Genomic DNA, 25,684 nt, shown 5'->3' with positions numbered 1-25,684 from the left:
TCACCGGTGGCGTGATACCTGGGGCCTGGCGGTCGCCGCTGCTGTCTGCTGCTTGGCGACCACTCTCACATTCGCCCCCGGGTACCTGAGCAACGACTCCATCTACCAACTCAAGCAGGCCATGGGCATGGAGCGCTTGAGCGACTGGCATCCGCCCGTGATGAGCCTGGTCTGGCGTGCCGTCATCTCTGTGACCGGCACGCCCGCATCCATGGCTGTCCTGCAGGCCGTCGCCTTTTGGTTGGCATTGTGGGCGATCGCCTGTTGCGTCCAAGAGGCCACGGGAAGCCGTCCGGGCGCCCTGGCAGTCCTCGGAGTCGGGCTGCTTCCCCACGTCGTCACCTTCGTCGGAGTGGTGTGGAAGGACGTCCACATGGCGTTCGCTCTTCTCCTCACCAGCGCGATCGCGCTCACCGGCCTGCGCCTGCGAGCCGACCGCCGGACCCTGCGTCGGGTCCTCTTTGTCCTCGGCGTGCTCCTCCTGGTCTACGCCGTTCTGGTCCGCAAGAACGCTGTCTTCGCCGCGATTCCGGTCTTCGTGATGCTTGTGCTCGCGCTGTGGCGCAAGCCCTCGCGCCGGGTCTGGGTCATCTCCACGGCGGCTCTCGTCCTCGGGCTGGTCACGTCCTCTGTCGCCATTTCAGCCTTCGCGCGGCCGGTGAAGACGAGCCAGGTCTCGCAGATCATGCTGGACGACTTGCTTCACGTCTTGAGCGTGCATGAACTGCGGTCGGCCGCCGTCTCACCGAACCTGCGGCAACAGCTGGTGGCCGCGGCTGAAGAGTGCGACCGCATCAACTCCTTGTCGGACAGCTACTGGACCTGTTACGGACGAGGGGAGCACGGACCGTTCACAGCCGTCGCTCACACGGACCAGATCACCTCCTTGTGGGTCAACGAGATGACCGGCCACGTACCGGGCTATCTCCAGTATCGACTGGAACTCTTCTCTAAATTCCTCTTCGAGCCGCGCTACCAGTACCACCCCGGGATCGCCGCCAACGACCTGCAACTCGAGCTCTCCCACCCCCGACTGGGGCGAGCGCTCCAGACGTATGTCGATGGTGCAGCCAGGGACCTGCCGATTCTCTTCGCGGGATGGTCATGGCTCACCGTCGCCGTCGTCCTGGCTGTCCGTCCGGGCAGTGGGACGTTCGCCATGCCGGTACGAGCTCTAGGGATCAGCGCAGCGGCCTATGTGCTCGGTTACTTACCCATTCTGCCGGTGGCGAATTACCGCTACATGTACTGGTCGGCGATTGCCGGCACGATCGGTCTGCTTCTCTGGTGGCTCGACCGCAGAGCTTCTCGTCGCGGGCGATGAGCTTGCCGGCGAGTCATTCGGGAACGCCTCCCGGCTGCTGGATGTGTCGATCCGCGACAGCGAGCAGCTCATTGGACGCCAGTACCGCACTAGTCGGAATTACGTCGATCTTTGCCGTCGTGGCGCAAGTTCTCTATGATTCCGCCGGAAATCCATAGCGCAATTACCAGAATGGCCAGCAAGGAGAAGGAAGGCCATCTCGCATCACTTCCCATCCGGACTGCCATGGAGTAAAGCGTCCACCTGGTTGGTGCGTCGAGCGCCCTTCTTTCAAGCTACCCTCCGCAGAACAGGCCGGCAGCGCGGTGTCCAGGTGTGAATTTCCGGCCGCTCATGGACCTGCTGCGCCGACGACGGAATCGCTGCTCTGGTCGGCGGCAGAATCCATCCCGTCGCCTACCCGCTGTCCGACCGCCTCGTCACCCGAGCGGCCGACGAGCCGTCGCCGGTGGCTGCCGGATGCAGAGCCTGGTGCAATGGTCGTCAGGGGCGGGGCGAATCGAGTGGAATGAGGAGCGCCTGTGCCGGATGTCACCGTCGTCGTCATCGTCTACAACGACGCCGATCGCCTGAGCCGCGCTGTGCTGTCGGTACTCCATCAGTCGCTGCGGAATCTCGAAGTGATCATTGCCGACGACTGTTCGACCGACAGCACGCCGGCCGTGGCCCGGTCTCTCCAGGATGCGGACCCGAGAGTCCGCTACCTCCGGTTGGACAGCAACAGTGGTGGATGCAGTGCGCCACGCAACGCGGGCATGGCGGCCGGGCGGGCGCCTTACGTCATGTTCCTCGACAGCGACGACGAACTGCCCAAGCACGCCTGCAAATCGATGCTGCTTGTCGCGGAGCGGACCGGGGTGGATTTCGTCACCGGCGAAGTCACCCGAATCTTCGAGGAGACCCGTGCCACCGGGCTGTGGTATCCGGCCCTCTTCGACGAGGTCCGGATCGTCGAAGGGGTCCGCGAGGCGCCGGAATACTTCCACGACCATCTCGCGACGAACAAGCTCTACCGAGCCGACTTCATCGCCGGCAACGACCTGCGCTTTCCGGAGGGCATTCACTACGAGGACCAGCTGTTCACCGCAATGGCCTACACCATGGCCCGTAGCTTCGCCGTCGTTCCGTGGCCCGTCTACACATGGCGGCTCTCGGCCGACCCGGCCAACCTGTCCATCTCCTCCAGCCGCCACAAGCTGAGGAACGTGGCCGACCGGATCGCCGTGGCCCGGCGCATCGACGAGTTCCTCGTCCAGAGCGGCAACGCCGACCTGCGTCCGTTCAAGGATGAGAAGTTCCTCCGCCACGACCTGCGCCTCTACCTCGGTGATCTCCCCTTCCGGGACAGGGAGTGGACCGAACGGTTCGCCGAGCTGGTGACGCCCTACCTCGACGAGCTCACCACCGAGGCGATGGGCTCGGTGGGCCGGGAACAGCGCATCTGTCACTACCTGCTCCGCTCCGGCCGCCTCGACGAGGCGAAGGAGGCTGCCCGAACTCTGGGCAGTCCGCGGATCGCCCCACGACGCGTGAGCAGAGAATCCGGGCGGACGTACTGGGGACGTCACACCCCGGAGCACGACTCCGACGGCAGCCGCGAGCTGGACATCAGCGAGTGGCACCTGGACGAGCAGCCCTTCTCGTCCGCCCCCCTGCGGCACGAGGTGCACGCTCTCACTCCGGCGGGTCGCATGCTGCGCCTCCAACTGCGCACATACGATCCGGCGCGGCTGATCTCCGACCCCGACCAGGTGACCGCGCAGCTGTGGCTCGGCGCGGGGGGCGCGCCGTTGAAAGTCCCGTTCCAGTATCTGCTGGGCGGAGGAGGCCCGGATGTGTACAGCGCCTGCATCGAGCTCGATCTCCGGCGCGTCCCGCTGAGCGCCAAAGGTTTCAAGGGCCGCCGTCACCCCGTGGTGGTCCTCGAACGGCTGGGGATGAAGCGCACCGATGTCGTGCTCGCGCCCACTGACCTGCTTCCGCTACGCGCTCACCTGACGCTGCACGGCACGCTCGCCGGCCAGGACGTTCGCGTGGCGTGTGAAGGCAAGGGAGCCGGGCGGCTGGAATTCACCTGGACACGATCCGGCGCACTCGCCCACGCGGAGACGCTGGTGCCGAAGGTACGGCCCCTGCGCCGGAAGGTCCGGCAGGTGCAGCGCAAGTTCACCGGGGCGCACGCCAAGGCCCTCGCCTATCGCGAGTTGCTGAAGCTCCCGGTGGACAACGCACTGGTGGTGTTCGAGGCACTGGAGGGCCGTGGCTACACCGACAGCCCGCGCTACATCTACGAGGAACTGGTCCGACGTGGACTGCCGCTACGCGCCGTCTGGTCCTATTCGGGTGATCCTGCCGCTTTCCCGAAGGGCTTGAACCTGGTCAGGCGCGGCAGCTGGGAGTACGTCCTGGCCCTCGCCCGCGCCCGCTACTGGGTGGACTCGCACGGCTTCCCCTCGGTCTACCCGAAACGCCCGGGCACCCGCTATCTCCAGACCTGGCACGGACAGGCCGTCAAGCACATGGGGTTCGACCTCGCCGCGCTGCGCTTCGGTAGTCCTGAGCGGCAGCAGAAGCATCGCGACATGATCTCGCGCTGGGACGTCCTCATCTCACCCAGCGAAGAGTTCGAACGCACCTTCGTCCGGGCGAACGAGTTCGCAGGTCGGCTGCTGACGTGCGGGCTCCCGCGAAACGACGTGCTGGTCCGCTGCGACGAGCCCGAACAGCTCGAACGGGCCCGGGCCGCCCGAGCCCGGCTGCAGATCCCGGACGGACGCAAAGTGCTGCTCTACGCACCGACTTTCCGGGACGGGAACAGCTCAGGCGGTTCGATCCGGGTGGACCTGGCCGAACTGGCGGAGAAGACCGCCCACGAATGGATCATCGTGGTGCGTCCCCATTACTACGACCGCTTCACCGTGCCACGCGAACTGGGACACGCCGTGCGCGACGGCCGCGCGTTCCCCGACATCAACGACCTGCTGCTCGCCTCGGACGCGCTGCTCACGGACTACTCATCGGTGATGTTCGACTACGCGAACCTCCGGCGTCCCATCCTGCTCTTCACCGACGACTACGACGAGTACAGCACCCGTGCTCGTGGCACCTACTACAACCTCCCGGACATCGCCCCCGGCCCCATGCTGACCACCACCGGGGAGCTCGTGGAGGCGATGCGGGACCTGGACCAGGTACGGATGAAGTGGGCCGACGCATATGCCGGCTTCAACGCCAGGTTCAACGCCCGGGAGAACGGACGGGCCAGTGAGACCGTCGTCGAAATGTTCTTCGGAGGTGGCACCGGATGAGCACTGGAACGCAGACCACCGGGCAACGCCGGAACCTCTTCCTGGTGGGCATCGATGTCGACTCGATGGGCGGATCACAACGGGTACTGCACACCCTCGCCCAGGGTTTCGGGCAACGCGGGCACCACGTCGAGCTGATCGGTATCAGACCGAGCGCAGAGCCGTACGAGTATTTTCGCGAACCGGCCTACCGGCACATCACTCTCTACAGCAGGCCGTCGGCCCCGCTCCGGCAGGCCCAGCGCCTCAGCGAGCGGCTCAGCCCCGTCCGAATGCGCGCGGCACGCGCTGCCCGGGCCGAGCGGGGGCGGGCCAAGAAGAAACTGGCGCAGCGGTTCGCCTCCGTGGACGACGGCTACGTCATCATCGGCTCCCCCTGGGCGGTCGACTGGCTCGCATCCGTGGAGTGGTCGCATCTCAAGGGCATCGGGCAGTACCACGAGTCGTTCGACCAGGCTCAGGGCACACACCACCTCCGCCTGATCCGGCGTCACTACCCGCTGCTGGAGAAGTCGGTCTTCCTCAGTGAGGGGGACGTCGCCGCATTCCAGCGCGACCGGCTGCCGAACACGACCGCCATGCCCAACCCGCTGCCTTTCGCCTCCGCGGCCCCGGCCCCGCTGGACACCCGGCGCGTCGGCGCGGTCGGCCGGCTGGACGCCGTCAAACGGCTGGACCGTCTCATCGACGCCTTCGCGCTCGCCTTTGCCGATCTCCCGGACTGGGAACTGCACCTCTTCGGCGACGGCCCTCAGGAACCGTACCTGCGTGAGCAGGCGGCACGCCTCGGGATCGATGACCGGGTGCGATTCCGTGGCAGCGTCTCGGACATGGCGGCGGCGTACCAGGAACTGGCCGTGGTTGCCCTCACGAGCGAATGCGAGGGACGTCCGATGGCACTGGCGGAAGCGGCCGGCTGCGGCGTCCCGTGCGTGAGCTTCGACCTGTCGGCAGGGGTGAGAGAACTCATCGACGACGGACGTACGGGCACTCTCGTGCGGCCGGGAGACATCGCTGCTCTGGCCGGCGCCCTGCGGCAGCTCGCCGACGACACGGAGCTGCGCCGCCGCTACGGCCTCGCTGCCCGGTCCCACGTCGCCCCGCTCGAGCTGTCCGTCGTACTGGACAGATGGGAGCGCCTGTTCGACGAGATAGACCGCTGACACGAGACAGTCGGAACGGGACCGTCCCCGGTCGGGCCGTCCCACCGCCGAGGCGGGCCGAGAGAAGAGAGCAGCGGCAAGAAGAGAGCAGCGTCGCTCACCGAAACGGATCTTGCGCACATGGCAGCAGAAACAGACCCCAATCGGCCCACGGGCAACGTCAGCATCATCGTGATCGGTTACAACGATGCGCGGCACATCAAACATGCCGTGCTGTCCGCGCTGCGCCAAGGCCCGGCCGTTGCCGAGGTCCTTGTGGTCGACGACGCCTCGACCGACGACACTGCCGTGGTGGTCGCGGATCTCGCCCGCAGGCATGCCCCTGTCCGAGTCGTGCGCCGGACGGTCAACAGTGGCGGTTGCGGTACCCCCCGCAACAACGGGCTACGCGAGGCCACGGCCCCCTATGTGATGTTCCTGGACAGCGACGACGAGCTCGCGCCCGGCGCGGTCGACGCCCTGCTCGCGGCCGCGGTACGTCATGGCGCACCCGTCGTCGCGGGTGCGTGCCTGCGCCGTGAGCTGCCCGAGATGCGCGACACCCCCTGGCAGGACGCGCTCTTCCAACGGGCAGGCGTCCACAATTCTCCCGCTGAGTTTCCCGCTCTGGTGCGCGATACGTTGTGTGTCAACAAGCTCTACTCTCGCGCCTTCCTGTCGGAGCACGGTGTCACGTTCCCTGAAGGAGCCTTCCGCTACGAGGACTTCGTCTTCACCGCGCGGCTGCTGGCCGCGTCACCCCGTATCGCCCTGATCCCCGACATCGTCTACCTCTGGCATGTTCGCCGCTCGGCCGTACAGCCGTCGATCTCACTGGCCCGCAACGGCGTCGACAACTGGCTCAGCAGACTGCGGGCACACCGCGGTGCGGTCGAGGTCTTCGAGCGGGCCGGCCAGAAACAGTTGGCCCATGCCGCCCGGGTGAAGTTCCTCGACCACGACCTGCGGATGTACGTCCACGAGCTCGGCACCCACGACAGCAGTCACCACGCCGAGTGGTGGCGGCTCACCCGCGAACACCTCGCCTCCTTCGACGAGTCGGACCTGCGCGCCGCCGATGCCCCCGCCCGTTGGCTCGCCAGGGTCGTCACCGGGGCCGACCGCCCACGCGACCTGGCGAGGCTCATCGAACTGGGCAGCAGCCCGGCCCGGCTGCTCCCGCCGTACGCGTGCGTGAACGGGCGTGCCGTCTGGGCGGCGAACCTGCCCGAGGTCGTGCTGGACAGTATCGAGAGCGAGCCGCTCAGCCGACTGCCGGTCAGCATCGACGCCGAGCTGCACATTTGGGGGTGGCCCAGGGCCCTGCAGATCACGGTGCACGAGCTCTACGGACGGCTTGCCGCAGCGGTCCCGAAGACCTTGGACATCGAGCTGCGACGCCGAAAGGACGGACGTGTGGGCCTGAGCCGCAGCAGCGTCCTGAAGCGGCACCAGGGACCGGACGGCCTGACGTGGAACGGCACGGTCCTCCTGAACGGTCTCGACAGTATGGCGGGCCAACACGCCAACCGGCTCGAGGCATGGGATGTATGGGCCCGGATGCACTGCGACGACGGCTCCTCGGTCTACACCTGCGTCCGCGCCACCGGGTCCGGACTGCGGCGAACGGTCATCCCGGGCCGACGCCGCGGAGTGACGCTGGTCCAGCCCTACGCGACGGCCGGCGGCTCGCTCGCCCTCCGGATCGCACCTGGCCCCGGGGCTGCGGCGATCGTGGTGACGCGCAGGCTTCGCCGGCTGATGAGCAAGGGCGTGGAATAGGGGGCTCGCGTCCGGCCGCCGGGCCGCCTCCGTGCCCCGACCCGTTCTGAAGGAGGTCCTGCCGTTCGAGCTGCTTGTTTCCTCTCCGGGACGGTTGCTCACCGCGGATCGACGAGCCTGAACTCCTCGTCGCCGGGGCGAGACCGGCGTAAGCGGCGAGGTGGGCGGCGGACGGGAGCTCGCTGCCGTCGCCGACGTCGATGAGGATCCTGGCTCCGGACCTGACGCCGATCCCCGGCATGGACGTCCGGACCTTGGAACGAGAGTGGTTCGCCAGCAGTTCCTGCTTCCCTCGTCGTCAGGCGGGGCGGCACGCAGCATGGGTTGCGTGCCGCCCCGCCCGTCCTAGGGGTCAGCTCGCCGAGGTGACCTTCACCGGCTCGGTGCCGGTTTCGCTGTGCCGGTCGGCCCAGTTCTCCAGCGCCGTGCGGCAGGCGTGGTCCAGGTGGTGCAGTCCAGTCAGGTGAAGCTCGACCGGTCGGTCCTGCGGTAGCGCCTCCAGCGTGTCGAGGATCTTCGGCAGCCGCAGGAAGGTGGCGTTGCCCGAGAGGTGCGCCTGGACGGGGCCGGCGCCCTTGTCGATGACCTCGAGTTTGATGTGCGAGGCCTCCCAGGCGGTCTTGGCCACCGACAGCGCCAGACCGATCAGTACGCCCTCGAACATGTTGACCGCGACGATCGCCACGGCCGTGACCACCAGGATCAGCGCCTCACCGCGGTGCTCCCGCCACAGCGGCACGATCTGCCGGAAGGGGATGAGCTTCCAGCCCGCGTGGACGAGGATGCCGGCGAGGGCGGGAAGCGGGATCAGCGCGAGGGCGGACGGCAGCAGTGCCGCGAACAGCAGTAGCCACACGCCGTGCAGCACGCGGGACGCCTTGGTCTTCGCGCCCGCCTGGACGTTGGCCGAGCTGCGCACGATCACGGCGGTCATCGGCAGCGCGCCGAGCAGCCCGCACACGGCATTGCCCGCGCCCTGCGACATGAGCTCCTTGTCGTACGCGGTGCGCGGCCCGTCGTGCAGCCGGTCCACGGCCGCCGCGCTGAACAGGCTCTCGGCGGAGGCGATCAGCGCGAACGCGAGGATGGTGCCGAAGATGGCCGGGTCGGCCAACTCGCCGAAGGCGTCGGCCCCGGGCGGCTGGATCGCGCCGAGGAGTCCCTGCACCTCGACCGTGGCGACCGGCAGGCCGAACGCCAGCGAGGCGAGCGTGGCCAGCGCGACCGCCGCGAGCGCGCCCGGCACCGCCCGGACCCGCTTCGGCATCCGCTTCCACAGCACCATCACGGCGATGGTGCCCGCGCCGACCCCGAGCGAGGCCAGGGCCTCGGCGGTGCCCAGGGCCCGGACGAGCGCCTCCGGCAACCCTACGATCTTGTCGATGCCGGACGCCGGGGCCCGCAGGCCTGCCGCCGCGTACAGCTGGCCCGCGATGATCACGAGTCCGATGCCGGCGAGCATGCCCTCGACCACCGAGACCGAGATGGCCCTGAACCAGCGGCCCAGCTTCCATGCGCCCATGGCGAGCTGGAGCAGCCCGGCGGCCAGCACGATGACGCCGAGCGCGGGTAGCCCGAACTCGCGGACGGCCTCGAAGACCAGGACGGTCAGACCCGCGGCCGGCCCGGACACCTGCAGGCTGCTGCCGGGCATCAGTCCCGTGACGATGCCGCCCACGATGCCGGTGACCAGGCCGAGCTCTGCCGGGACGCCGGAGGCGACGGCCACGCCGACGCACAGCGGCAGCGCGACCAGGAAGACGACGAGGGAGGCGGCGAAGTCCTGCCTGAGGTAAGGGAACTTGATCGTCGCAGTCATGGCGCCGCTCACAGGGACGCGAAGGTGTCGGTGTCCGCACGGTGTTCGCGTACGGCCCCGGTGTGCACCTCGTAGTACCAGCCGCGCACCCGCAGCCGTCCCTCGGCCAACCCCTTTTCCACACAGGGGTAGGAGCGCAGACGGAGCAGCTGGGCGAGCACGTGGTGCTGCACGGCCGCGGCGACCGTCGGGTCCCCCGGGTCGGCCGACGCCGGCTTGTCCGCGGCATGCCCGAGCCAGTCGCGGACGGCGGGCACGGCGTCGAGGTCGTCGCCGCGCACCAGCGCGCCGACGGCACCGCAGTGGGAGTGGCCGCATACGACGATGTCCGAGACGCCGAGCACCTGCACGGCGTACTCGATGGTGGCGGCCTCCGAGGTGGGGTGCTCGGAGGCGTACGGGGGGACGATGTTGCCTGCGGTGCGCAGCTCGAAGAGCTCGCCGGGGCGGGCGCCCGTGATCAGTGCCGGCACGACCCGGGAGTCCGAGCAGGTGATGAAGAGCACCTGCGGGGACTGGCCCTCGGCGAGCCTGGCGAACTCCTCAGGGCGCTGTCCGAACGTGCGGGCGTTGTCGATGAGGGGCTGCATATGTGGTGATTCCTCCTGGCGCGCCGTGGGGGCGCGTCGGACGGGCAGGACAGAGGTGGGGGGTGGGACTGCTCCGCTGTCAGCAGCGGAAGACGTGGAGTGCAGCCGGGCAGTGGGCTGTCGGACTCGAGAAGCTGGGGTGCCCGGCGCCGAGCGTGACCGGTTCCTCCGCGGCGGCCGGATCCTGCGCCACCAGCAGGTGGCGTTCGGACGGCTGCGGCGCGGAGTCGGCGGCGCGGTGCTGGTCGAGGGTGCTCAGGGGGCAGGCCGGGCCGCCGACGTAGCCGACGTCGGGACAGGTGACGGCCTCGTCGCGCGGCGTCTTCCCAGAGGGCTTGATTCCGGACTGGGCTTTGGCCTCAGCATGACGGGCCGCGTGCGCCGGTGCGAACGGTGTCGCGGGCGTCAAGAACGGGAGGGCGAGCAGGACGGCAGCGAGGACTGCAAGCACGGTCTGGGCCGTCTTACCTCGGAACATTCGCTCCCTCCAGACAGCTCACACTTCTTGCGAGCGCCAAAGTTTGGTCAACGACTGGTCAAGAAACACGTTATCCGGGCGGAGCTGTTTGCAGGGTTAACGCAACGTTTCGTGCCGGAGAGAGCCCGAAATTGGAGGCCGGGGTGGCCTGAACTGGCTCTTGACCTGGGAGCACTGGAGCGGTAATTGAGGCTCCGTTTCCTGTCCCCGCACCTGATGGGCTGTGCACCCGGCACACGTGGCGTCGGCCGTCGTGGGTGAAGCCAGTGCCGTATCAGAAGCAGTCCGCGGTGTGCGGGCTGCCCGCGCTCGCCCCGCAGCCGTCCGACCGGGCGGTGTCGGAGTCGGCGGGCTCCCCGACGTCGGTATGCCTCGGCGCCTACGGACACGTAAAAGGCGATCGTCGGCCAGGACATCGTGGACCGCGCGTGAGCGATGCGTGAGAGGGCCTTCCTCGGTGCGCGGACCCGCACCAGCTCCCGCGCGCCTTCAGGATCCTGCCGGAGTTCTGAAGGCGCGGGAGAATGAAGGCATCATCCTGGCGCGTGCCGAAGGCGGTGGGGTCGAAATGACGCTTCCCCTGGTCGTGGGCGTGGACGGATCAGAGGCCGGCCTCTGGGCGGCAGACTGGGCCACGGACGAGGCGGCCCTGCACGGCCTGGAGCTGCGCATCGTGCACGCCTCCCTGTGGGAACGCTACGAAGGCCCCGTCTTCACGCACTCCGACGAGGTTCCGGCCGAGCGCGCCCTCGCACAGGACATCGTGGGCCGCGCCGCCGAACGGGCCTGGCAGCGCAACCCCGGCGTGAAGATCACGGTCGACATCATCCCCGACGACGCCGAGGCGGCCCTGTTGCGGGAGGCACGCCGCGCCGCCGCCGTCGTGACCGGATGCCGGGGCAGAGGACCGATCACGGGCGCGCTACTGGGCTCGGTCAGCCGCTCCCTGGCGACACACGCCTCCAGCCCGGTGGTCGTGGTACGTGGCACCCCGCACAACCGGCAAGGAGCCAATGGCCGCATCGTGCTCGGCGTGGGCGATGCCGCGTCCAGCACGGCGGCGATACGGTTCGCGTTCCGCGAGGCCGAAGCACGGCGCTGCGCGCTGGACGCCGTACGCGCCTGGCGTCGCCCCGCCCACAAACCCCTGGCGCATCCGCTGCTCGCCGGCGACGCCGCCCACCACTACGAGGATCAGACACCGGCCCTGCTCGACGATGCCCTGCGCGCCGCGGAGCAGGAACACCCTCACGTCCTGACGCACCGCGTCACCGCCGAGGGCCCGGCCCACCACGTCCTGCTCACGCACTCGGCCACGGCCGACCTACTCGTCCTCGGCGCCCCTCGACGCCACCCGCCTTTCGCACTGCCCCTCGGTCGTGTGGCGCACGCCGCGCGCTCCAGCATGCCGACTGCCCTGTCGCTGTGGTGCCGCAACGCGCGGCGCCCTGAAGCAGCCCAATAGCCGGTCTTGCATGGGCCGTAGCGTTCGGGCAGGTCACGCCGAGTGATCCCGGTGCGGATCTTGTGGACCGTGCCGTTGACGACCAGCCGAGTCGCCGACGCGAGGCCGGCCGCCACTCGCCCGCCCAGGACCATGCCGACTTCGGCGAGGGGCGCGTCCCAGTCGACCACGGCGACTTTCGGCCCACGTGGCGTACGTATAGCTGTGCGGGTGGTCGCCGACGCCGGTCTCCCGTACCGCGATGACCGGCCCGGCCGGGGCGTTCTGCATCCCGCTGCAGGCAGGCGGCATTCCACCGTCCGCCGGTACGTCGGCTGATCGGACGGTGATCCGACACGCGTTCCGAGGACGGTGACGCCCCGGTCAGAACGGCGGATCCCCGCTCCCGTCGATGACCAGCAGCCCGTCATCGACGCTGCGGCGGCTCACGACGAAGTCACCGACACGGCCGTCCGGCATCCGCAGGTGGCGCTCGGCCGCATGCGTCACGACGTCGGCAACCTCTACGTCGCTGACCTCGAGCTCGCCATTCCAGTCGGCCGCACCCTCGACCCATGCCTCGGTCGGGCCGAACGCCGCCACGTGATGCTGCTCCACCCACGAACGCAATTCGGCTCTCGCCGGATACTCGGTGCCGTCCGCGATCACCGTGACGTCGCCTCGGTAGACGTCCATACACCCAGTGTGCTCCAGCGCCCGCCACCCACGCCTCACGCAGCCCGGGTACCCGGTGGCCGTACGGCCTCATTCGGGTCGGCGGGGGTTGCGCCCTGCCCACTCGAGGTGCCGGCCAGGGGTGACGGCCCGGGAGTTCTTGAGTCGGTTGATCGTCCGCTCGACCTCGTCGCGGCGTTTGTAGATCTCGGTGTCGAAGCCGATGGGTGGGCCGCCCTTGCTGCCGCGTCGTTTGCGGTTGGCCCGCTGGTCCTTCGGGCGGGGATGGTGTGCTTGATCTGGCGTCGTGGATCTCGGTGCCGTCGATGATTCCGGTCTTCTCGTTCTTGCCGAGGTGGTCGATCACCTCGGTGAGTGTGCGGAGCCGAAGGCCAGGAGCGATGGTGCAGCTCTGCTGGGCCAGCAGCGGCCGTACTTCATTGATCGCACGCGTGATGGTGGAACGGTCCACGTCGGACCAGCGGCGCCGTGTCGGAGGTGAACCAGCGTGGCCAGGAGCCGGTCGGCAAAGACGAGCTTGTGTTGGCACCAGCACCGACAGCTCGCCGACGTGGTCGCGAAGCGAGTGCCGCCTGGTGCCGTTCCTGCCACGACGGGCCGATCAACCCTACGAGTTCGGCGATCACCTCAGGGTCCGGTCCGGTGATCTGTCGACTTCGGATGATCGCTGCACGCGTCCGGTTCGCCACCACACAGACCATGATCGATGATCAAGGTCTCGACGTACCACCGCCCAGCTTCGCCCCAGTCAGGTGACTCGACCGTGGCATGCCCCGCTCGAAGGAGGACGCCATGCCTGAGTCGGACTCACACGAGACACCGCTGGAGCAGGTGACCGGGGAGAAGGACGTCCATCCGGAGGAGGAGCGCACTCGAGGTGCGGCTCCCGAGCCGGAAGACACATCCCTGGAGGCGAACGAGCAGGAACCCCCGGACAGCAGCCCTGGACCGAACGCCCCGTAACTGGAGCCCAAGACCGGCTACGGCGTGTCGCCCGGTCACCGGCCCGGCCGGTCGGGAGGTGGGAGATCGCGCCACGACGAGTTCATGGGTGTGGAGCAGCGCGGTGCCTAGTGCCGTGACCGGGAAGGTTCGCCGGGTTGCTGCTCGCGGGTCGCCCCGGCATCGGTCCTCCGTCTGGTGGAAGCCCGCGCGCGGGCCGAGGCCCGGACGTGGTCGGCTGAGGGCAGCATCACGTGGTGACGGCTTGGCCTCGCTCAACGACGGCCATCCAATGTGGGCGCGTCCTGGCACGGCGAAAGGAGCGGACATGACCAGCCACACAGTGCGGGATCGGCTGTTCATTGGCGGGGACATGGTCACGCCTGCCTCGGAAGACGTGATCGAGGTCATCTCTCCGGTCACGGAGGAGCAGGTCGGTACCGCTCCCTCATCGACGCCTGCCGATATCGACCGAGCAGTACGCGCGGCGCGCGCCGCCTTCGACGATGGCCCCTGGCCCCGTATGTCTCCACAGGAGCGCGCCGACGCGCTGGGTCCGTTCGCCGAGTACCTGCGCGCACGTGTCCCCGAGATCGCACAACTCATCACCACAGAGATGGGCTCACCGATCAGCTTCTCGAACCAACTCCAGGCACCGGTTCCCGTGATGGTCCTGGACTACTTCAGGGAACTTGCCGCGACGTTCCCCTTCGAGCAGGACCGAGCAGGTCTCAGCGGTCCCGCGCGCATCCTTCGGGAGCCGGTGGGCGTCGTAGGGCAGATCGTGCCGTGGAACGCGCCGCTCATCCTGACGATGGTGAATCTTGCTCCCGCCCTGATCGCCGGCTGCACCGTCGTGCTGAAGCCCGCCCCGGAGACCCCGCTGGACGCGTACCTGCTCGCCGACGCTGCCATGGAGGCGGGTCTGCCTCCAGGTGTCCTCAACATCGTGCCTGCCGACCGGGAGAACAGTGAGGCGCTCGTGCGGCACCCACTGGTTGACAAGATCAGCTTCACGGGGAGTTCCGCCGTAGGGCGGCGGATCGGTGCGCTGTGCGGCGAGCAGTTCAAGCGCGTCACCCTCGAGTGCGGCGGGAAGTCGCCCGCCATCATCCTCGAGGACGCCGACATCGACAGCGTCGTGCCCGCCCTCATGCCGTACGCGATCATGATGTCCGGCCAGCACTGCCTGGCGCAGACCCGGATCCTCGCTCATCGCAGCCGCTACCAGCAGGTTGTGGATGCGATCTCGCAATCAGCTGCTGCGCTGAGGGTCGGCGATCCGGATGACCCCTCGACCGAGGTCGGCCCCCTGGTGGCCGAGCGCCAGCGGCGGCGGGTCGAGGACTACATCGCCGGCGGGCGGAAGGACGGCGCGACGATCACGGTCGGCGGCGGCCGTCCCGCGCGCCAGCCGAAGGGTTGGTACGTCGAACCGACGATCTTCGCAGACGTCGACAGCTCCATGCGCATCGCGCAGGAGGAGATCTTTGGCCCTGTGCTCGTCGTGATCCCGTTCGACGACGACAACGACGCGGTCCGTATCGCGAACGACTCGAAGTACGGCCTGTCGGGAAGCGTCTGGACCAACGACCTGGAGCGGGCCATGCGCATCGCTCGCCAGGTGCGCACGGGGACCTTGACGCTGAACGGGTACCGGATCGAGTTCGCCGCCCCGTTCGGCGGATACAAGGAATCCGGGATCGGCCGCGAGTTCGGGCCCGAGGGCCTCAGCTCGTTCCTGGAGTACAAGACGATCAATTTGCCGGGCGCTCCAGTGCTGTGACCGGGAAAGGTCCGGCGGTCAGGTCGCGGCCGGGACCGCTCTGCCACCCCAGCGGATGGCTTTCTCGCTGCGGATGCGGGCTCGTTCGCGTCGTTGTGCGGCCAGGATGTCGGGGTGGCGGGCGTTGTTGTCGCGCCGGTGCAGGTAGGCGTGCAGGGCCCGGGTTTGGCTACCTCGCCGCACGACCTGCTGCAGTCCCCCCCACCCGACCAGAAGTGAGTTCACATCCAACCGGCTCAAGAGCCACCAACACCACCCCGGCGAACGTTCCCGGTCACAGCACTAGGCGACCAGAGCGAGGCCGCAGTGTTGGCAGTTCTCGCTCAGCGTCTTGCCCCTGCGAGGCCGATGCGTTGGCCTCTGAGCTGCCCGCCCGGCTGGCCGAGACGCTGCACGCAGCGCGCGATCAGCAGGCCGAGCCCTTCGGCAGCGAAGAGTTCTCCCGCCGGATCGTCCAGCGGACGGGTCGGAACCCGCACACGCCTCAAATCCATGCACGTGCCGTGCTGACCACCGTCGCCGAGGCAGTGTCCACGGACGAACTGCAGCACTTCTTCGATCAGATACCGCACGATTTCGCCGCGCTGTGCAGCCAGACGGCCGCAGATGGCTGAACGCGTCGAGTACGTGACGCTGCGTCTCCTTGCTGCCGCGTGCGCACGGCGGAAGCAACGCTGCATCATCGCTTGGGACGTCACTGACTCCGAGTTACTTTTTCCATGAGTCCGCTGTATGCGAGTTGGAGCGCATCAGCGCCGGCCACGGACGCCATGACGGCCGTGGCGGCCCGAGTCGCCCGGGGCCACAGGCAGCGCCCCGCAGTCAAGGTGGTGCTCACCCAAAGGCTCATGCAGAACGGGCAGGTCAGAAGCTCACCCACCGTGTGCCTCAGTCCATGGCGCGGTCGCTCGCTGACCTCGGCCGGCCCCTGCGGGCCCTCGTAGGTGGTGAAGGGCGTCCGCAGCGGGCTGGTCACAGCACCTTTCGTCAGGAGGCGGCTGATCCGGAAGGTGGCGATCGCGGCGAGGACGATGTCCAGTGCATCGTGCCGCTCCGGCGGCCGACCGTAGCGTTGGATCAGGGCCGTCCATCCCGCGGCGTAGGTGGCGTAACCCGCCATCGCCATCGCGTAACCGCCCATCGGCCGCTCGTCGGCTTCTCCGTCGGCCGTTCGTACATCCTGTTGCTCGCCCACCGGCACCCCTCTCGTCGTCCGGTGCGGGTGCCCCTCTGTGGCAACCGTCAACCCAGCACCACACTCCTATTGAATGTGTGGCAGTCGATTGGGGGCGGCTGGTGAACGGGTGCATCGTGCGGCTGGTACGGCGACGACTCGCTCCGACGGCCGGCGGGAGCCGCGCCTCGGCCACTTCCAGCGGCGAGTAGCGCCCCCAACTGGCGCGCGCCGCCGGCCTCGCTGAACGAAGGCGACGGGCAGTTCGACAGCGTGAGCACCCGGCTGAAGTCGTCGGTCACCGAACACGTCAGGGACGAAGAAGACCGCCTTTTCCGTTACTGGCCGAGGTGTGCCCGGCGGAGACGCTCGACGAGCTGGGTGAAAAGGTACGCCGGGCCAAGGAGACCGCGCCGACCCGTCCGCACCCCCTCCGCCACGACCTCCGGTCGCTCAACAAGATCCTCGCGCCGGGAACTGGGATGGTCGGCCGGGTCCGCGACGTGATGGCCGGGCGTGGCACGAGAGCTGACAACGCGCCCGGCCACGCTCTCGGGCCCAGGTCGGATGCCTGCGAGAACGGGCATCGCGCCCAGCGCACTCGGGGTCCTGCAGCGGGCGAGCTCCGACCCACTGGTTCCGCGCTCGAGCGAGCGATTTGCGGTTTGAACCGGTCGTGTGAGGAAACCCGGTCGGTGTGTCGCGGTGCCCGCCTCCGGTCGTGAGGAGCACGGGGAAGGCGCCACATCGGCGCGAGACGCCGACTGTGCCATGACACCGCGACACACGATCGGCACTGCGCTTTGCGTAACCGGTCTGCGTAGGGAGCCACCCCGATGCTTCGATGCGGGTGATCACGCAGCAGGCGAGCTTCAGCAACGCTTCGCAGATGTCGTCACGGATCCCAGCGGATCTGCAGCCGAGGGAAGCCGTAAATTCAGCATCCGTGCGCTCTAGACCCAGCGCATGGTGCCGAGCCCGGAACCGTGGCACACCGCGTCGGGCGATGACCGGTTTGATTCCGCGCTTCCACAGCAGACGGCGGTACTTGTCGTAGTCGTAGCCGTAGCCGCGGTCGGCGAACAGCTGCCGCGGCCGGTGGCGGGGCCGGCGGGGTACCGTGCGCCGCCGCGCTCATGGACCGTACGACGCCGTCCGTGGGGCCATGGGCAAAGGCTGAAAGCGAGTCGGCGGCCCGGGCCCCCAGGCTCGAGCGCACCACAAGAAGGGAACGTGCAGTGATTGACGAAGCTGTCGTGCAGGAACTGTTGGATGCTACCGAGGACGACGCCGCCCTGGTCCTGCTGGAAGGGAGGGCGCAGGTGGTCGACCGGACCGCGCTCGACAACGCCGCCTTTCACGGCGCAGCAGTGCTTCTGTCGCGAGCGGAGCTCATGGACCGGCTAGGCACCCCTTCACCCGCCCGGGAGGATGTGGCGCGGGTGACAGCGTCGTTGCGCGACGCCGTGGGCAAGCTCGGCGCATGAGCGCTGGATGCCGGCGGACAACCAGCCGGGCAAAGCGGACGTCGCGGTTTCGCTGTTACACGGCTGCGGGCGCGGCGCGACGGCGGCGGGCGTAGGCGCGGCCAGTGCCGGCGTACCACTGAACGGCGAGCACGGTGGCGAGTCCGATCTCGACAAGATCGCCGCCGTAGTACATCAGCATGGCGCCGGTGCGCAGGTCGGAGGGGGCGAAGTGGGTGCCTGGCGGGGGAGTTGCGTACAGGGACTTGGCCAGTACGGCGTGGGCCGCTCCCGCGATCAGAAGCGTGAAACCTCGCCCGGCGAGGCTCCAGGAACGGCGCATGGGGTCGAGCCGGCAGACCGCGAACGTGAACAGCAGACCGGCGACCACGACGTGCGTGTGCACCGCGGCGTGCAGCAGCAGGTGCTCGTGGCCGGCGGCCAGCAGCTCGGTGCGGTAGAGCACCCATAGACCGCCTATGTCCAGCACGGCGGCTGTGGGCGGAAGGAGCAGCCGGACCACTGGCCGGGAGTGCGCCACGGCCACCAGTGCACGCCGGGCGCTGCCGGGAGGCAGGACCCGTAGCGCGAGAGTGAGGGGTCGGGCGAGGGCAAGCAGCAGCGGCGCGACCATGGCGACGATCAGGTGCTGGGCCATGTGGGCCGTGAACGGGTCGCCGGCAAGGGGGACCATCAGCACGTACGCGATGGCCGTTCCGCCCAGGGTGAAAGCCGCGTCGCGGGCCCACGGCCACCTGTCACCGCGCCGGCGCAGCCGGGCGGCGGCCGTCAGGTACGCCGCTACGGCCACCAGAGTGACCGCGGCGGTCGCCGTCTCGACAGGCCCCGCGATGCCGGTGTGGTGAATGCCGGTGGGTGTCACCGTTCGGCCGGCCCCCTACGTCGGTGGCGGGCCGCGCGGACCGCCAGCGCCGCACCAATGGCGAGCAGCAGCAGAGCCGCTGCGTTCCATGCGATGTCGTAGGGGAGGATTTCGACGCCGTAGCGGATTTGGTGCAGACGCAGCAGCTTGTGGTCCACGATCCCGTCGAACAGCTGGAATCCCCCGAGCCCCAGGAAAAACCCCGCCCAGGCATGCTGCCGGACGAGCGAGCGGCGGCGGCACAGATCGGCGAAAAGGAAGAGCCCGGCCACGAGCCCCAGTAACTCGGCCGTGTGCAGCAGGCCGTCGGAGAGAAGACCCACGGACGAGGTGGAACGATCGTAGAAGTGGTGCCATCCCAGGATCTGATGGAAGACGATCTCGTCCACCGCGGCCATGACTGCAGCGCCGATCAGCGCACACACTGCCATCGACCGTCCCGGCTGTGGCTCGGACGCCGCTCGCGGCGATTCACTCATCACCCCATATCTCTTCCCAGGCCGCGCCTGGTCTGCAGCCCCCTACCCGGGGGATGGGAGGGCTCCTTCGTCACGTCTGTGTCGTCGCCGAGGTGAAATGGCAGGTATGACGGCTGAGCAGACGGCAGATCCCCGCGAACCTACGTTGGTGTTCGCTGACGTCGTTTCAAGGCCCTCAGGAACTTTCGGGCCGTCGCCACGAGGTTCGACAAGCGCGCCCATGTCTTCCATGGCACCGTCCCTGTTGCCTCGGTCCGACTCGGGCCCCGCACATGACCCGCCGGACGGCCCCCTAGAGCATGGTGAGTGCCTGCATGGCATCGCGTTCGATGCGCGAGAGCTCGTGGAGGATGGAGCCGGCCTGCATGAGGTTCTTGGCGTCGCCGGATTCGCCGGCTGCCGTGATGAGTGCGGCTACCTGTGTCCAGAGGGTGGCGGCCTCGGTGTACAGGCTGTGGCCGGTGCGCAGGTGGCTGTTGTCGACCAGTTGCGCGCACTCGGCGAGGAAGTCCCGGTAGAGATTGCGGAACAGGGCGCCGCCGGTGCCGGCCCTCTCCATGAGGACGGCGGCCCGTGGCAGGTCTTCCTGCGGATTGTCGCTGCGCTGCAGCCACGTCGGCACTTGCTTGGCGGTCTTCTCGATGCCCCGGTGGCCCAGGTTCGCGATGGGCGGGTTCAGGAAGGCCTCGGCGCAGGTCTTGATCGCGGGGATGATCCGGTCCTGCGGTGACGTCAGTTCGCCGGCCGCTGTGATGGTGAAGGAGCGGTGCTTGGCGGTCATGGGGCCGCGCTCGGCCCTGGCCCTGGCCAGGGCGGCGAGGCTGGTCGAGACGGCTCCGCCCTGCGGGGCGGTGTCCACCAGGTAGGCGTCCTGTTCGTCGTAGCCGTACATGGCCACGACGTGCCCGCCGAAGTGCACCTTGGTGCTGAAGTAGTCCAGGTGGTAGCTGTCGAGCTGAAGGCCGACCGGCCGACCGGCGTCGATGTGCGCCGCCACGTTCTGCCATGCCTTGCGGGGGGAGGTGGTCTCCCCGACCAGCAGCTCGAGCCCGAGTACGGCGGCCAGGTTCCTGGTGAGCTCGAACGGCTTCACCCGACCTCCCAGGAAGGGAAAGCCCATGCCTTTGCTGTCCCAGTAGATGAAGGACAGCCCGGAGCCGAGCCCGAACAGCATGGGCTCGGACAAGTCGAGTCCCTCGTGCCGCAGCAGCACGCCCAGCGCTGTCGTCTCGCAGTGCTGCATTCCGCGGACCTCGATGTCTTTCACCATGGTCATGCCGCTCATTCTCCCCCTTCACCAGACGACGACACCGCAGATGGCGTGCCAGACCACCGCCTCCCAGGCCTTATCCGGCCTGCACTACGTTGTTGTCCGGTTCGACCTGTGACGCAGGGCGAGCACCGACAGAAACAACGTCTCAGACCGAGGCAGGGCGCGGGCGGCCTGCCACCTGGGCTCGGCCTGACGCAGCTGTGTCAGTTGGCCGGGGCTTGGTAGAGGCCGCGGCCGGCGCGGTGGGCGCGGGAGGTGGCGACGAGGCGGTCGAGGGTGCTGCGTACGGTGTTGATGTTGCCCGTGGTGTCGTCACGGCCGAGGGCTTGAGCGACGTCGCGGGCACGCAGCGGGGTGTCGGGGCGGCCGGCCAGCACGGCGATGACCTGGTCGGTGAGCCCGCCGGCGTCCTGGGTCGCGGCTTCGACCGGCGCCGTCTCCTGGGCCGTCTTGGCCGGGGTTGCCTTGCCGCCGGTGGCCTTCTTCGTCCGGCGGCGCTTGGGCGCCGGCTCGTCGGCCGCCTTGGGAGCGGCCTTCCTGCGCGGAGCCGCCGCAGCCTTGCTCGGCGAGCGGCGCGGGCTCCTTGTCTTCTTCTGTGCAGGCACGGCGGTGTCGTTCGGCGGCAGAGCCTCGTCGACCGGTGCCGGTGCCGGTGCCGGTTCGGGTGTCGGGTCGTTGGCCGGTTCGGTCGGTGCTTCCACGGCTGTGTCGGTGGGCGCCGGGACTTCGGTTCGCGGCTGGGGGAGCGTGGTGCCGGCCAAGGCGTTGAGCGCGGTCAGGGCACCGCGCACGGACTCCAGCCGCTCGGTCACCTGCTCCAGTTCCTTCTGCAGCCCCTGTTGGTGCTCTTCCAGTTGGGGAAGTTCGGCCTGGAGCATGGCGGTTGTGGTGGCGATGCTGTGGTCACTGGTCATGATTCGCTCCCTGCGGGGTGGGGCTGTCACTGACAGACGTTGTGGTTGTTGTGATGCAGGGTACGTCCGATGCGGTGATTCATGGCACCGGGCTGTTGGGCGGCCACAGTCGCGCGCAGCCTCGAGGACCTGACCGTGTTGCCGTATCCGGTTGAACGATCGCGTCGCTCGAGTGTGCCGACCACCGGCGTGACCTCGGCCTGGCTGCCATCGGGTTGATACTCCCGCCCCACCGCCGGCGGCGGAAGCCAACAGTCCGCACCGCCGGGGCTCGGTGGCGCCGGCCGCGGAACAGGACCGGTACACGTACCTTGCGCGTGTCGGTGCCGCCGAATCGAACCGGCCCGGCCGGTGTCCCTTCCCACCGCGACCGGTTCGATTCGGAGAAGCCGACGAGCCGACGAACCACATCGCCCCGGCGCTCCACGACGAGTTCCAGGAGGCGCTGCCCCAGTATCGCGGCGTGATCGTCCTCGTAACCCACGACCGGCTGTTGGGGGAGGCCCGGGCGATCGGATCAACCTCGCGAGCCGCCCGGCCTGACAGGCTGCGGCCGGGCGGCCCAAGCTCTGGACTTGCTCAAGTCCGGTTGGGCCGCCGGTCGCCGGGGGCATCGTTGCCGCACACGCGACGCGACACGCACGCGTGCCGGAGACACACGGGGGACGACATGACCGACTTCCTGACCATCGCGGGCTTCGCCGTGATCGTGATCCTGCTCGTCGGGACGGCTGGGAAGAAGAAGACGAAGGGCCGGGGCGGCCGTCGGGGCGGAGGGGACGGCGGCGGCTACGGCTGCGGCGGCGGCTTCTCCTGCGGCGGCGGTTCCTCCTGCGGCGGTGGGGGCGGCGGCGATTAGGCCGCCCCGGTCGGGACCGGGCCTGGCCTGGGCAGGCCGGAGCGCAGGGCCTGTGAGGCCCGCTCCGTCTGCCGCCTCGACCGGGACGAGCACACGGCACAGCCACGTTCCTCGAACACCGCCCCGCCGCCCACGTCCTGTGCCACAGTGCGTCGGGGAGTCGTCACGACCGATGTACAGACGCTGGGGGAGCGGTGGGGGCACGCAGACTGCTGTCGTTTGCGGACGCGCTGGTGCTGTTGGGCGGCGACCCGCCCGCCGTTGCCGCGCTGGACCGGGCGCTCGGCGGAGCGCTGAACGTCGCGACCGGCGGCGTCGGCGACGGCTTGCTGCGGATCGCCGACGCCCGCGGCAGCGTCCTGGGACTCGGCCGTGACGCCGTACGCGGCGTGGGACAGCGCCTGGGCCGGGTCGACGGCCGCGCCCGGCGGACCGAGTTGCTGCACGCCGCCCACACGGTGATCGTGGTCCTCGCCTGGTTCCAGGCCCTGGAGGGACTGCGGCTCCCCGTCCGCATCGATGAGCTGGAGCTGACCCGCCGCGAACAGCTCGCCCTCGCCGGAGCACCGCAACCGGCAGGCAGCGGCGCCGCGTTCGTCCGCTCGCTGGCCGCGACAGACTTACCGCACCCCGCGCCCCACCGCCCCTTCGAAGCGGTGACCGACGAACTGGCGGTCTGGTACGAGGGTCTGTCGGCGCGCTTCCTCGACTTCGCCGAAGGCCTTCACGTCTGGAGTGCCCAACCGGAATCCGCACGCGCCGAGGCCCGGCGGGCCCTGCACGCCGAGCTGCCCCGTGAAGCGGTCCGGCAGTACGAGAGCCTGTATGCCCAGCTGGCCCAGCAGGCACCGGAGTTCGGCTTCTGGACGGCCCAGGTGGAACACCAGGCCACCCGGGCGGAGGTGCGCCGGTCCCTGGCCGGCGTGGCCGACCTGCTGGCGGACCTGGCGCGGACCGCCCATCCGCCCACGGACGTCGCCGCCGCACTCGCCCGCTCCTACGAGGCCGTCCTGACCCGCCCCGTTCTCGACGCGTCGACCGGGCCCGAAGGCATCCGTGTCCCGACCTTGCGGGAAATGTACCTCGACCCGGACTTCCGGGTCCGCGAGGTCGCCGGTCACAGCGGACCGGCCACCGAGTCCTGGTGGGAGGAGGCCACGGTGCGCCACGACCTGACCTCCTACCTCGCCGGAGCCCTCACCTCCGCCGGGCTGGCCGAGACGCCCCTCCTGGTGCTCGGGCAGCCGGGCGCGGGCAAGTCCGTCCTCACCCGCGTCCTGGCCGCCCGGCTCCCTTCCGCCGGCTTCCTGCCCGTCCGCGTACCGCTGCGGGACGTCCACGCCGAGGACGACCTCCAGGACCAGATCGAGCAGGCCGTACGCAGCGCAACCGGGGAGAGGGCGTCCTGGCCCGAGCTGGTCCGGTCGGCCGGGACCGCCGTGCCCGTCCTGCTGCTCGACGGATTCGACGAACTGCTGCAGACCACCGGAGTCCACCACAGCGACTTCCTCTCCCGCGTCGCCCGCTTCCAGCAGCGTGAGGCGGAACAGGGCCGCCCCGTCCGGGCCCTCGTCACCAGCCGCATCGCCGTGGCCGACCGCGCCCGCTACCCGGAGGGCCTCGTCGCCCTGCGCCTGGAGCCCTTCCGCCCCGAGCAGATCCGCCGCTGGCTCGCCCTGTGGAACGAGGCGAACGCAGGCAGCTTCGCCGCCCGCGGCCTGCGACCGCTGTCCTGGGCAGCCGTCGCCCGCCACCAGGCACTCGCCGAGCAGCCTTTGCTGCTGACCATGCTGGCGCTGTACGACGCCGCCGACAACGCCCTGCGCCGCGACAGCGACGGCCCTCTCGACGAGGCCGAGCTGTACGAGGAACTGCTCACCTCCTTCGCCCGCCGCGAGACCGACAAGACCGGCCCCGCGCCCGCCGCCGCACCGGACGAGGAAGCGCGTGCCCGCGCCGAGCGGGAACTGCAACGCCTGTCCCTGGTCGCCTTCGCCCTGCACAACCGCCGCCGCCAGTGGGTCTCCGCCACCGAACTCGACGAAGACCTCACAGCGCTCCTTGGCCGGCCCACCGCCGACGCATCCGGGCTCCGCACCCCGCTCGGCGCCGCCGAAATCGCCCTCGGCCGCTTCTTCTTCGTCCAGCGCGCCCAGTCCGTGCGCGACGGCCGCGTGCTGGCCACGTACGAGTTCCTGCACGCCACCTTCGGCGAGTACCTGGTCGTCCGCCTCGCCCTGCACGTCCTCACCGGCATGCTCGCGCAGCGGCCCGCCCTGTCCCTGGCCGAGAGCAGCATCGACGACGACCTCGCGTACACGCTGCTGTCGTACGCCCCGCTGTCCTCGCGGCAAATGCTGCGGTTCGCCGGATCGATGGTGCGCCGGATCCCCGGTGACGAGCGCGACCGGCTGGCGCGTCTCCTCATCCGCGTACTCGAACAGCACGCCGAGCGCACGGTCGAACCCCGGCCCGCCTACCACCCCGGCCGACTGCGTACCTCGGCCCGGCACGGCATCTACGGCGCCAACCTGGTGCTGGTCATCCTGATCCTGAAGGGCCGCACCGCCGCGAGGGAGTTGTTCCCGTACTGGGCGGACCACGCAAGCGCCTGGCACCGGCACGTGCTGCTGTGGCGTTCGTCGTTCGACGAGGAGCAGTGGACGGACTTCGCCCTGTCCGTGTCGACCCGGCGCACCTGGACCGGGACCGGCAGGGAACTGGAGATCGCTCTCAGGGCGGGCGAGCCGTCCCCGCCGGACCCGCTGAACATGAACTGGCTGTACCGCTACCCCCGGGACAACGACGGCCCCGGCTGGTCACGCACCTACTGGGACGAGCTGTGGCACAAGCTCGACGTGTCCGGGGGCACGAACGACTCCGTCGTACGGCACGCCATGGACCCGGTGTTCGCGTGGCTCGGACCGGCCGTCACCACGTTCGTCACCTCACCGGGCGGATCGGCCACCTCCCTGGCGCACGATGTGCTGCGGCTGCTGATCGGCGGCAGCGACGAGCTCCCGCCCGGCGAACCGCACGCGCTGCGCGACCGGGTCCTGCGCGGCCTCGACCGCGTGCCGCCCGAGGTACGCGCACGAGTGCGGCGGCTGCTCGCCGAGCACCTGCAACCGCCCGGCGAGGCCTGAACAGCCCGATGCCCCGGATGCCTCGACGACGGAACAGAGCATGGTGCGGACGGGGGAGCCGCAGCCGGCTGCCCGCCCGCAGCGAACACGGAGCCGACACCCCGCTCTTCGTCGCCTCGTGCACGTTCACCAAGCAGGCCAGAGCCATCGCCGCCCGCCACGACCTGGTCGTCGTCGAC

General features: G+C 69.3%; 20 protein-coding genes and 4 pseudogenes. 11 read left to right on the top strand and 13 right to left on the bottom strand.

All coding sequences use genetic code 11. The features are described 5' to 3' along the window. The first annotated feature begins 52 nt into the window (after window positions 1-52). The 4 genes from ACIPJI_RS22370 (at window position 53) to ACIPJI_RS22355 (ending at window position 7,556) form a co-directional block, all read left to right on the top strand. Window positions 53-1,324 (top strand): hypothetical protein, encoded by a 1,272-nt coding sequence (locus ACIPJI_RS22370; protein ID WP_402248294.1) that lies wholly within the window; start codon window positions 53-55, stop codon window positions 1,322-1,324. A gap of 521 nt (window positions 1,325-1,845) precedes the next feature. Next, window positions 1,846-4,632 (top strand): CDP-glycerol glycerophosphotransferase family protein, encoded by a 2,787-nt coding sequence (locus ACIPJI_RS22365; RefSeq protein ID WP_402248292.1) that lies wholly within the window; start codon window positions 1,846-1,848, stop codon window positions 4,630-4,632. After that, window positions 4,629-5,795 (top strand): glycosyltransferase, encoded by a 1,167-nt coding sequence (locus ACIPJI_RS22360; RefSeq protein WP_307710182.1) that lies wholly within the window; start codon window positions 4,629-4,631, stop codon window positions 5,793-5,795. Before ACIPJI_RS22365 ends, ACIPJI_RS22360 begins: the two co-directional genes overlap by 4 nt. Before the next feature lie 120 nt (window positions 5,796-5,915). Continuing rightward, window positions 5,916-7,556: a glycosyltransferase family 2 protein gene (locus ACIPJI_RS22355; RefSeq protein WP_402248290.1), complete on the top strand. Its 1,641-nt coding sequence runs from the start codon at window positions 5,916-5,918 to the stop codon at window positions 7,554-7,556. 61 nt (window positions 7,557-7,617) lie between these two features. On the opposite strand, the pseudogene ACIPJI_RS22350 reads toward ACIPJI_RS22355, so the two are convergent. The 4 genes and pseudogenes from ACIPJI_RS22350 to ACIPJI_RS22335 all read right to left on the bottom strand — a co-directional run. Further along, window positions 7,618-7,842 (bottom strand): annotated as a pseudogene (locus ACIPJI_RS22350) (IS110 family transposase); the annotation flags it as partial. Between the two features lie 66 nt (window positions 7,843-7,908). Then, window positions 7,909-9,375, bottom strand: coding sequence for a SulP family inorganic anion transporter (locus ACIPJI_RS22345; protein WP_402248287.1), 1,467 nt, complete (start codon window positions 9,373-9,375; stop codon window positions 7,909-7,911). An 8-nt stretch (window positions 9,376-9,383) separates the two neighbouring features. Continuing rightward, window positions 9,384-9,965, bottom strand: coding sequence for a carbonic anhydrase (locus ACIPJI_RS22340; protein ID WP_307710185.1), 582 nt, complete (start codon window positions 9,963-9,965; stop codon window positions 9,384-9,386). Window positions 9,966-10,044: 79 nt separating this feature from the next. Then, window positions 10,045-10,443 carry a hypothetical protein gene (locus ACIPJI_RS22335; RefSeq protein ID WP_402248285.1) on the bottom strand — a complete coding sequence of 133 codons (399 nt, stop codon included), beginning with the start codon at window positions 10,441-10,443 and terminating at the stop codon, window positions 10,045-10,047. A 568-nt stretch (window positions 10,444-11,011) separates the two neighbouring features. Here ACIPJI_RS22335 and ACIPJI_RS22330 point away from each other — a divergent pair. Next, on the top strand, window positions 11,012-11,908 hold the full coding sequence (locus ACIPJI_RS22330) for a universal stress protein (RefSeq protein WP_402248283.1): 897 nt from the start codon (window positions 11,012-11,014) through the stop codon (window positions 11,906-11,908). 363 nt (window positions 11,909-12,271) lie between these two features. On the opposite strand, the gene ACIPJI_RS22325 is transcribed toward ACIPJI_RS22330, so the two are convergent. Further along, window positions 12,272-12,583 carry a hypothetical protein gene (locus tag ACIPJI_RS22325; RefSeq protein ID WP_356625144.1) on the bottom strand — a complete coding sequence of 104 codons (312 nt, stop codon included), beginning with the start codon at window positions 12,581-12,583 and terminating at the stop codon, window positions 12,272-12,274. Between the two features lie 123 nt (window positions 12,584-12,706). Continuing rightward, window positions 12,707-12,870 (bottom strand): annotated as a pseudogene (locus tag ACIPJI_RS22320) (IS5/IS1182 family transposase); the annotation flags it as partial. A 505-nt stretch (window positions 12,871-13,375) separates the two neighbouring features. Between ACIPJI_RS22320 and ACIPJI_RS22315 the strand changes: the two are divergent. Further along, complete coding sequence (locus tag ACIPJI_RS22315; RefSeq protein ID WP_356625143.1) at window positions 13,376-13,546, top strand: hypothetical protein; 171 nt, start codon at window positions 13,376-13,378, stop codon at window positions 13,544-13,546. 307 nt (window positions 13,547-13,853) lie between these two features. Beyond that, window positions 13,854-15,311 (top strand): aldehyde dehydrogenase, encoded by a 1,458-nt coding sequence (locus tag ACIPJI_RS22310; RefSeq protein ID WP_402248280.1) that lies wholly within the window; start codon window positions 13,854-13,856, stop codon window positions 15,309-15,311. 18 nt (window positions 15,312-15,329) lie between these two features. On the opposite strand, the pseudogene ACIPJI_RS22305 reads toward ACIPJI_RS22310, so the two are convergent. Then, a pseudogene (locus tag ACIPJI_RS22305) lies at window positions 15,330-15,479 on the bottom strand (IS630 family transposase); the annotation flags it as partial. Between the two features lie 185 nt (window positions 15,480-15,664). Here ACIPJI_RS22305 and ACIPJI_RS22300 point away from each other — a divergent pair. Next, window positions 15,665-15,925 (top strand): DUF2267 domain-containing protein, encoded by a 261-nt coding sequence (locus ACIPJI_RS22300; protein WP_356625142.1) that lies wholly within the window; start codon window positions 15,665-15,667, stop codon window positions 15,923-15,925. Between the two features lie 80 nt (window positions 15,926-16,005). Here the strand turns inward: ACIPJI_RS22300 and ACIPJI_RS22295 are convergent, their stop codons facing one another. Both ACIPJI_RS22295 and ACIPJI_RS22290 read right to left on the bottom strand, forming a co-directional pair. After that, the gene (locus ACIPJI_RS22295) at window positions 16,006-16,506 is read right to left on the bottom strand and encodes a DUF1360 domain-containing protein (protein ID WP_356625140.1); all 501 of its coding nucleotides are present in this window, start codon (window positions 16,504-16,506) and stop codon (window positions 16,006-16,008) included. Between the two features lie 831 nt (window positions 16,507-17,337). Beyond that, a pseudogene (locus ACIPJI_RS22290) lies at window positions 17,338-17,595 on the bottom strand (IS5/IS1182 family transposase); the annotation flags it as partial. Window positions 17,596-17,723: 128 nt separating this feature from the next. Here ACIPJI_RS22290 and ACIPJI_RS22285 point away from each other — a divergent pair. Beyond that, on the top strand, window positions 17,724-17,972 hold the full coding sequence (locus tag ACIPJI_RS22285) for a hypothetical protein (protein ID WP_307710192.1): 249 nt from the start codon (window positions 17,724-17,726) through the stop codon (window positions 17,970-17,972). A 55-nt stretch (window positions 17,973-18,027) separates the two neighbouring features. Here the strand turns inward: ACIPJI_RS22285 and ACIPJI_RS22280 are convergent, their stop codons facing one another. From ACIPJI_RS22280 to ACIPJI_RS22265, 4 genes are all read right to left on the bottom strand, one after another. Next, on the bottom strand, window positions 18,028-18,834 hold the full coding sequence (locus ACIPJI_RS22280; RefSeq protein ID WP_402248277.1) for a cytochrome c oxidase assembly protein: 807 nt from the start codon (window positions 18,832-18,834) through the stop codon (window positions 18,028-18,030). Further along, the gene (locus ACIPJI_RS22275) at window positions 18,831-19,265 is read right to left on the bottom strand and encodes a DUF2243 domain-containing protein (RefSeq protein ID WP_373465385.1); all 435 of its coding nucleotides are present in this window, start codon (window positions 19,263-19,265) and stop codon (window positions 18,831-18,833) included. The genes ACIPJI_RS22280 and ACIPJI_RS22275 overlap by 4 nt, the downstream gene beginning before the upstream one ends. 340 nt (window positions 19,266-19,605) lie before the next feature. Continuing rightward, window positions 19,606-20,589, bottom strand: a complete 984-nt coding sequence (locus ACIPJI_RS22270; RefSeq protein WP_402248275.1) for a BtrH N-terminal domain-containing protein — start codon at window positions 20,587-20,589, stop codon at window positions 19,606-19,608. A 200-nt stretch (window positions 20,590-20,789) separates the two neighbouring features. Then, window positions 20,790-21,500, bottom strand: coding sequence for a hypothetical protein (locus ACIPJI_RS22265; protein WP_402248272.1), 711 nt, complete (start codon window positions 21,498-21,500; stop codon window positions 20,790-20,792). A 670-nt stretch (window positions 21,501-22,170) separates the two neighbouring features. On the opposite strand from ACIPJI_RS22265, the gene ACIPJI_RS22260 reads away from it, so the two are divergent. Beyond that, window positions 22,171-22,359: a hypothetical protein gene (locus ACIPJI_RS22260; protein ID WP_356625364.1), complete on the top strand. Its 189-nt coding sequence runs from the start codon at window positions 22,171-22,173 to the stop codon at window positions 22,357-22,359. Window positions 22,360-22,553: 194 nt separating this feature from the next. Beyond that, the gene (locus tag ACIPJI_RS22255) at window positions 22,554-25,505 is read left to right on the top strand and encodes an NACHT domain-containing protein (protein WP_402248270.1); all 2,952 of its coding nucleotides are present in this window, start codon (window positions 22,554-22,556) and stop codon (window positions 25,503-25,505) included. Window positions 25,506-25,684 lie beyond the last annotated feature (179 nt).

The organism is Streptomyces sp. NPDC086835 (genome assembly GCF_044745705.1).
Lineage (GTDB): Bacteria > Actinomycetota > Actinomycetes > Streptomycetales > Streptomycetaceae > Streptomyces.
Note: the sequence above shows the minus strand (reverse complement) of the source record. Positions and strands in the feature narration are given on the sequence as shown.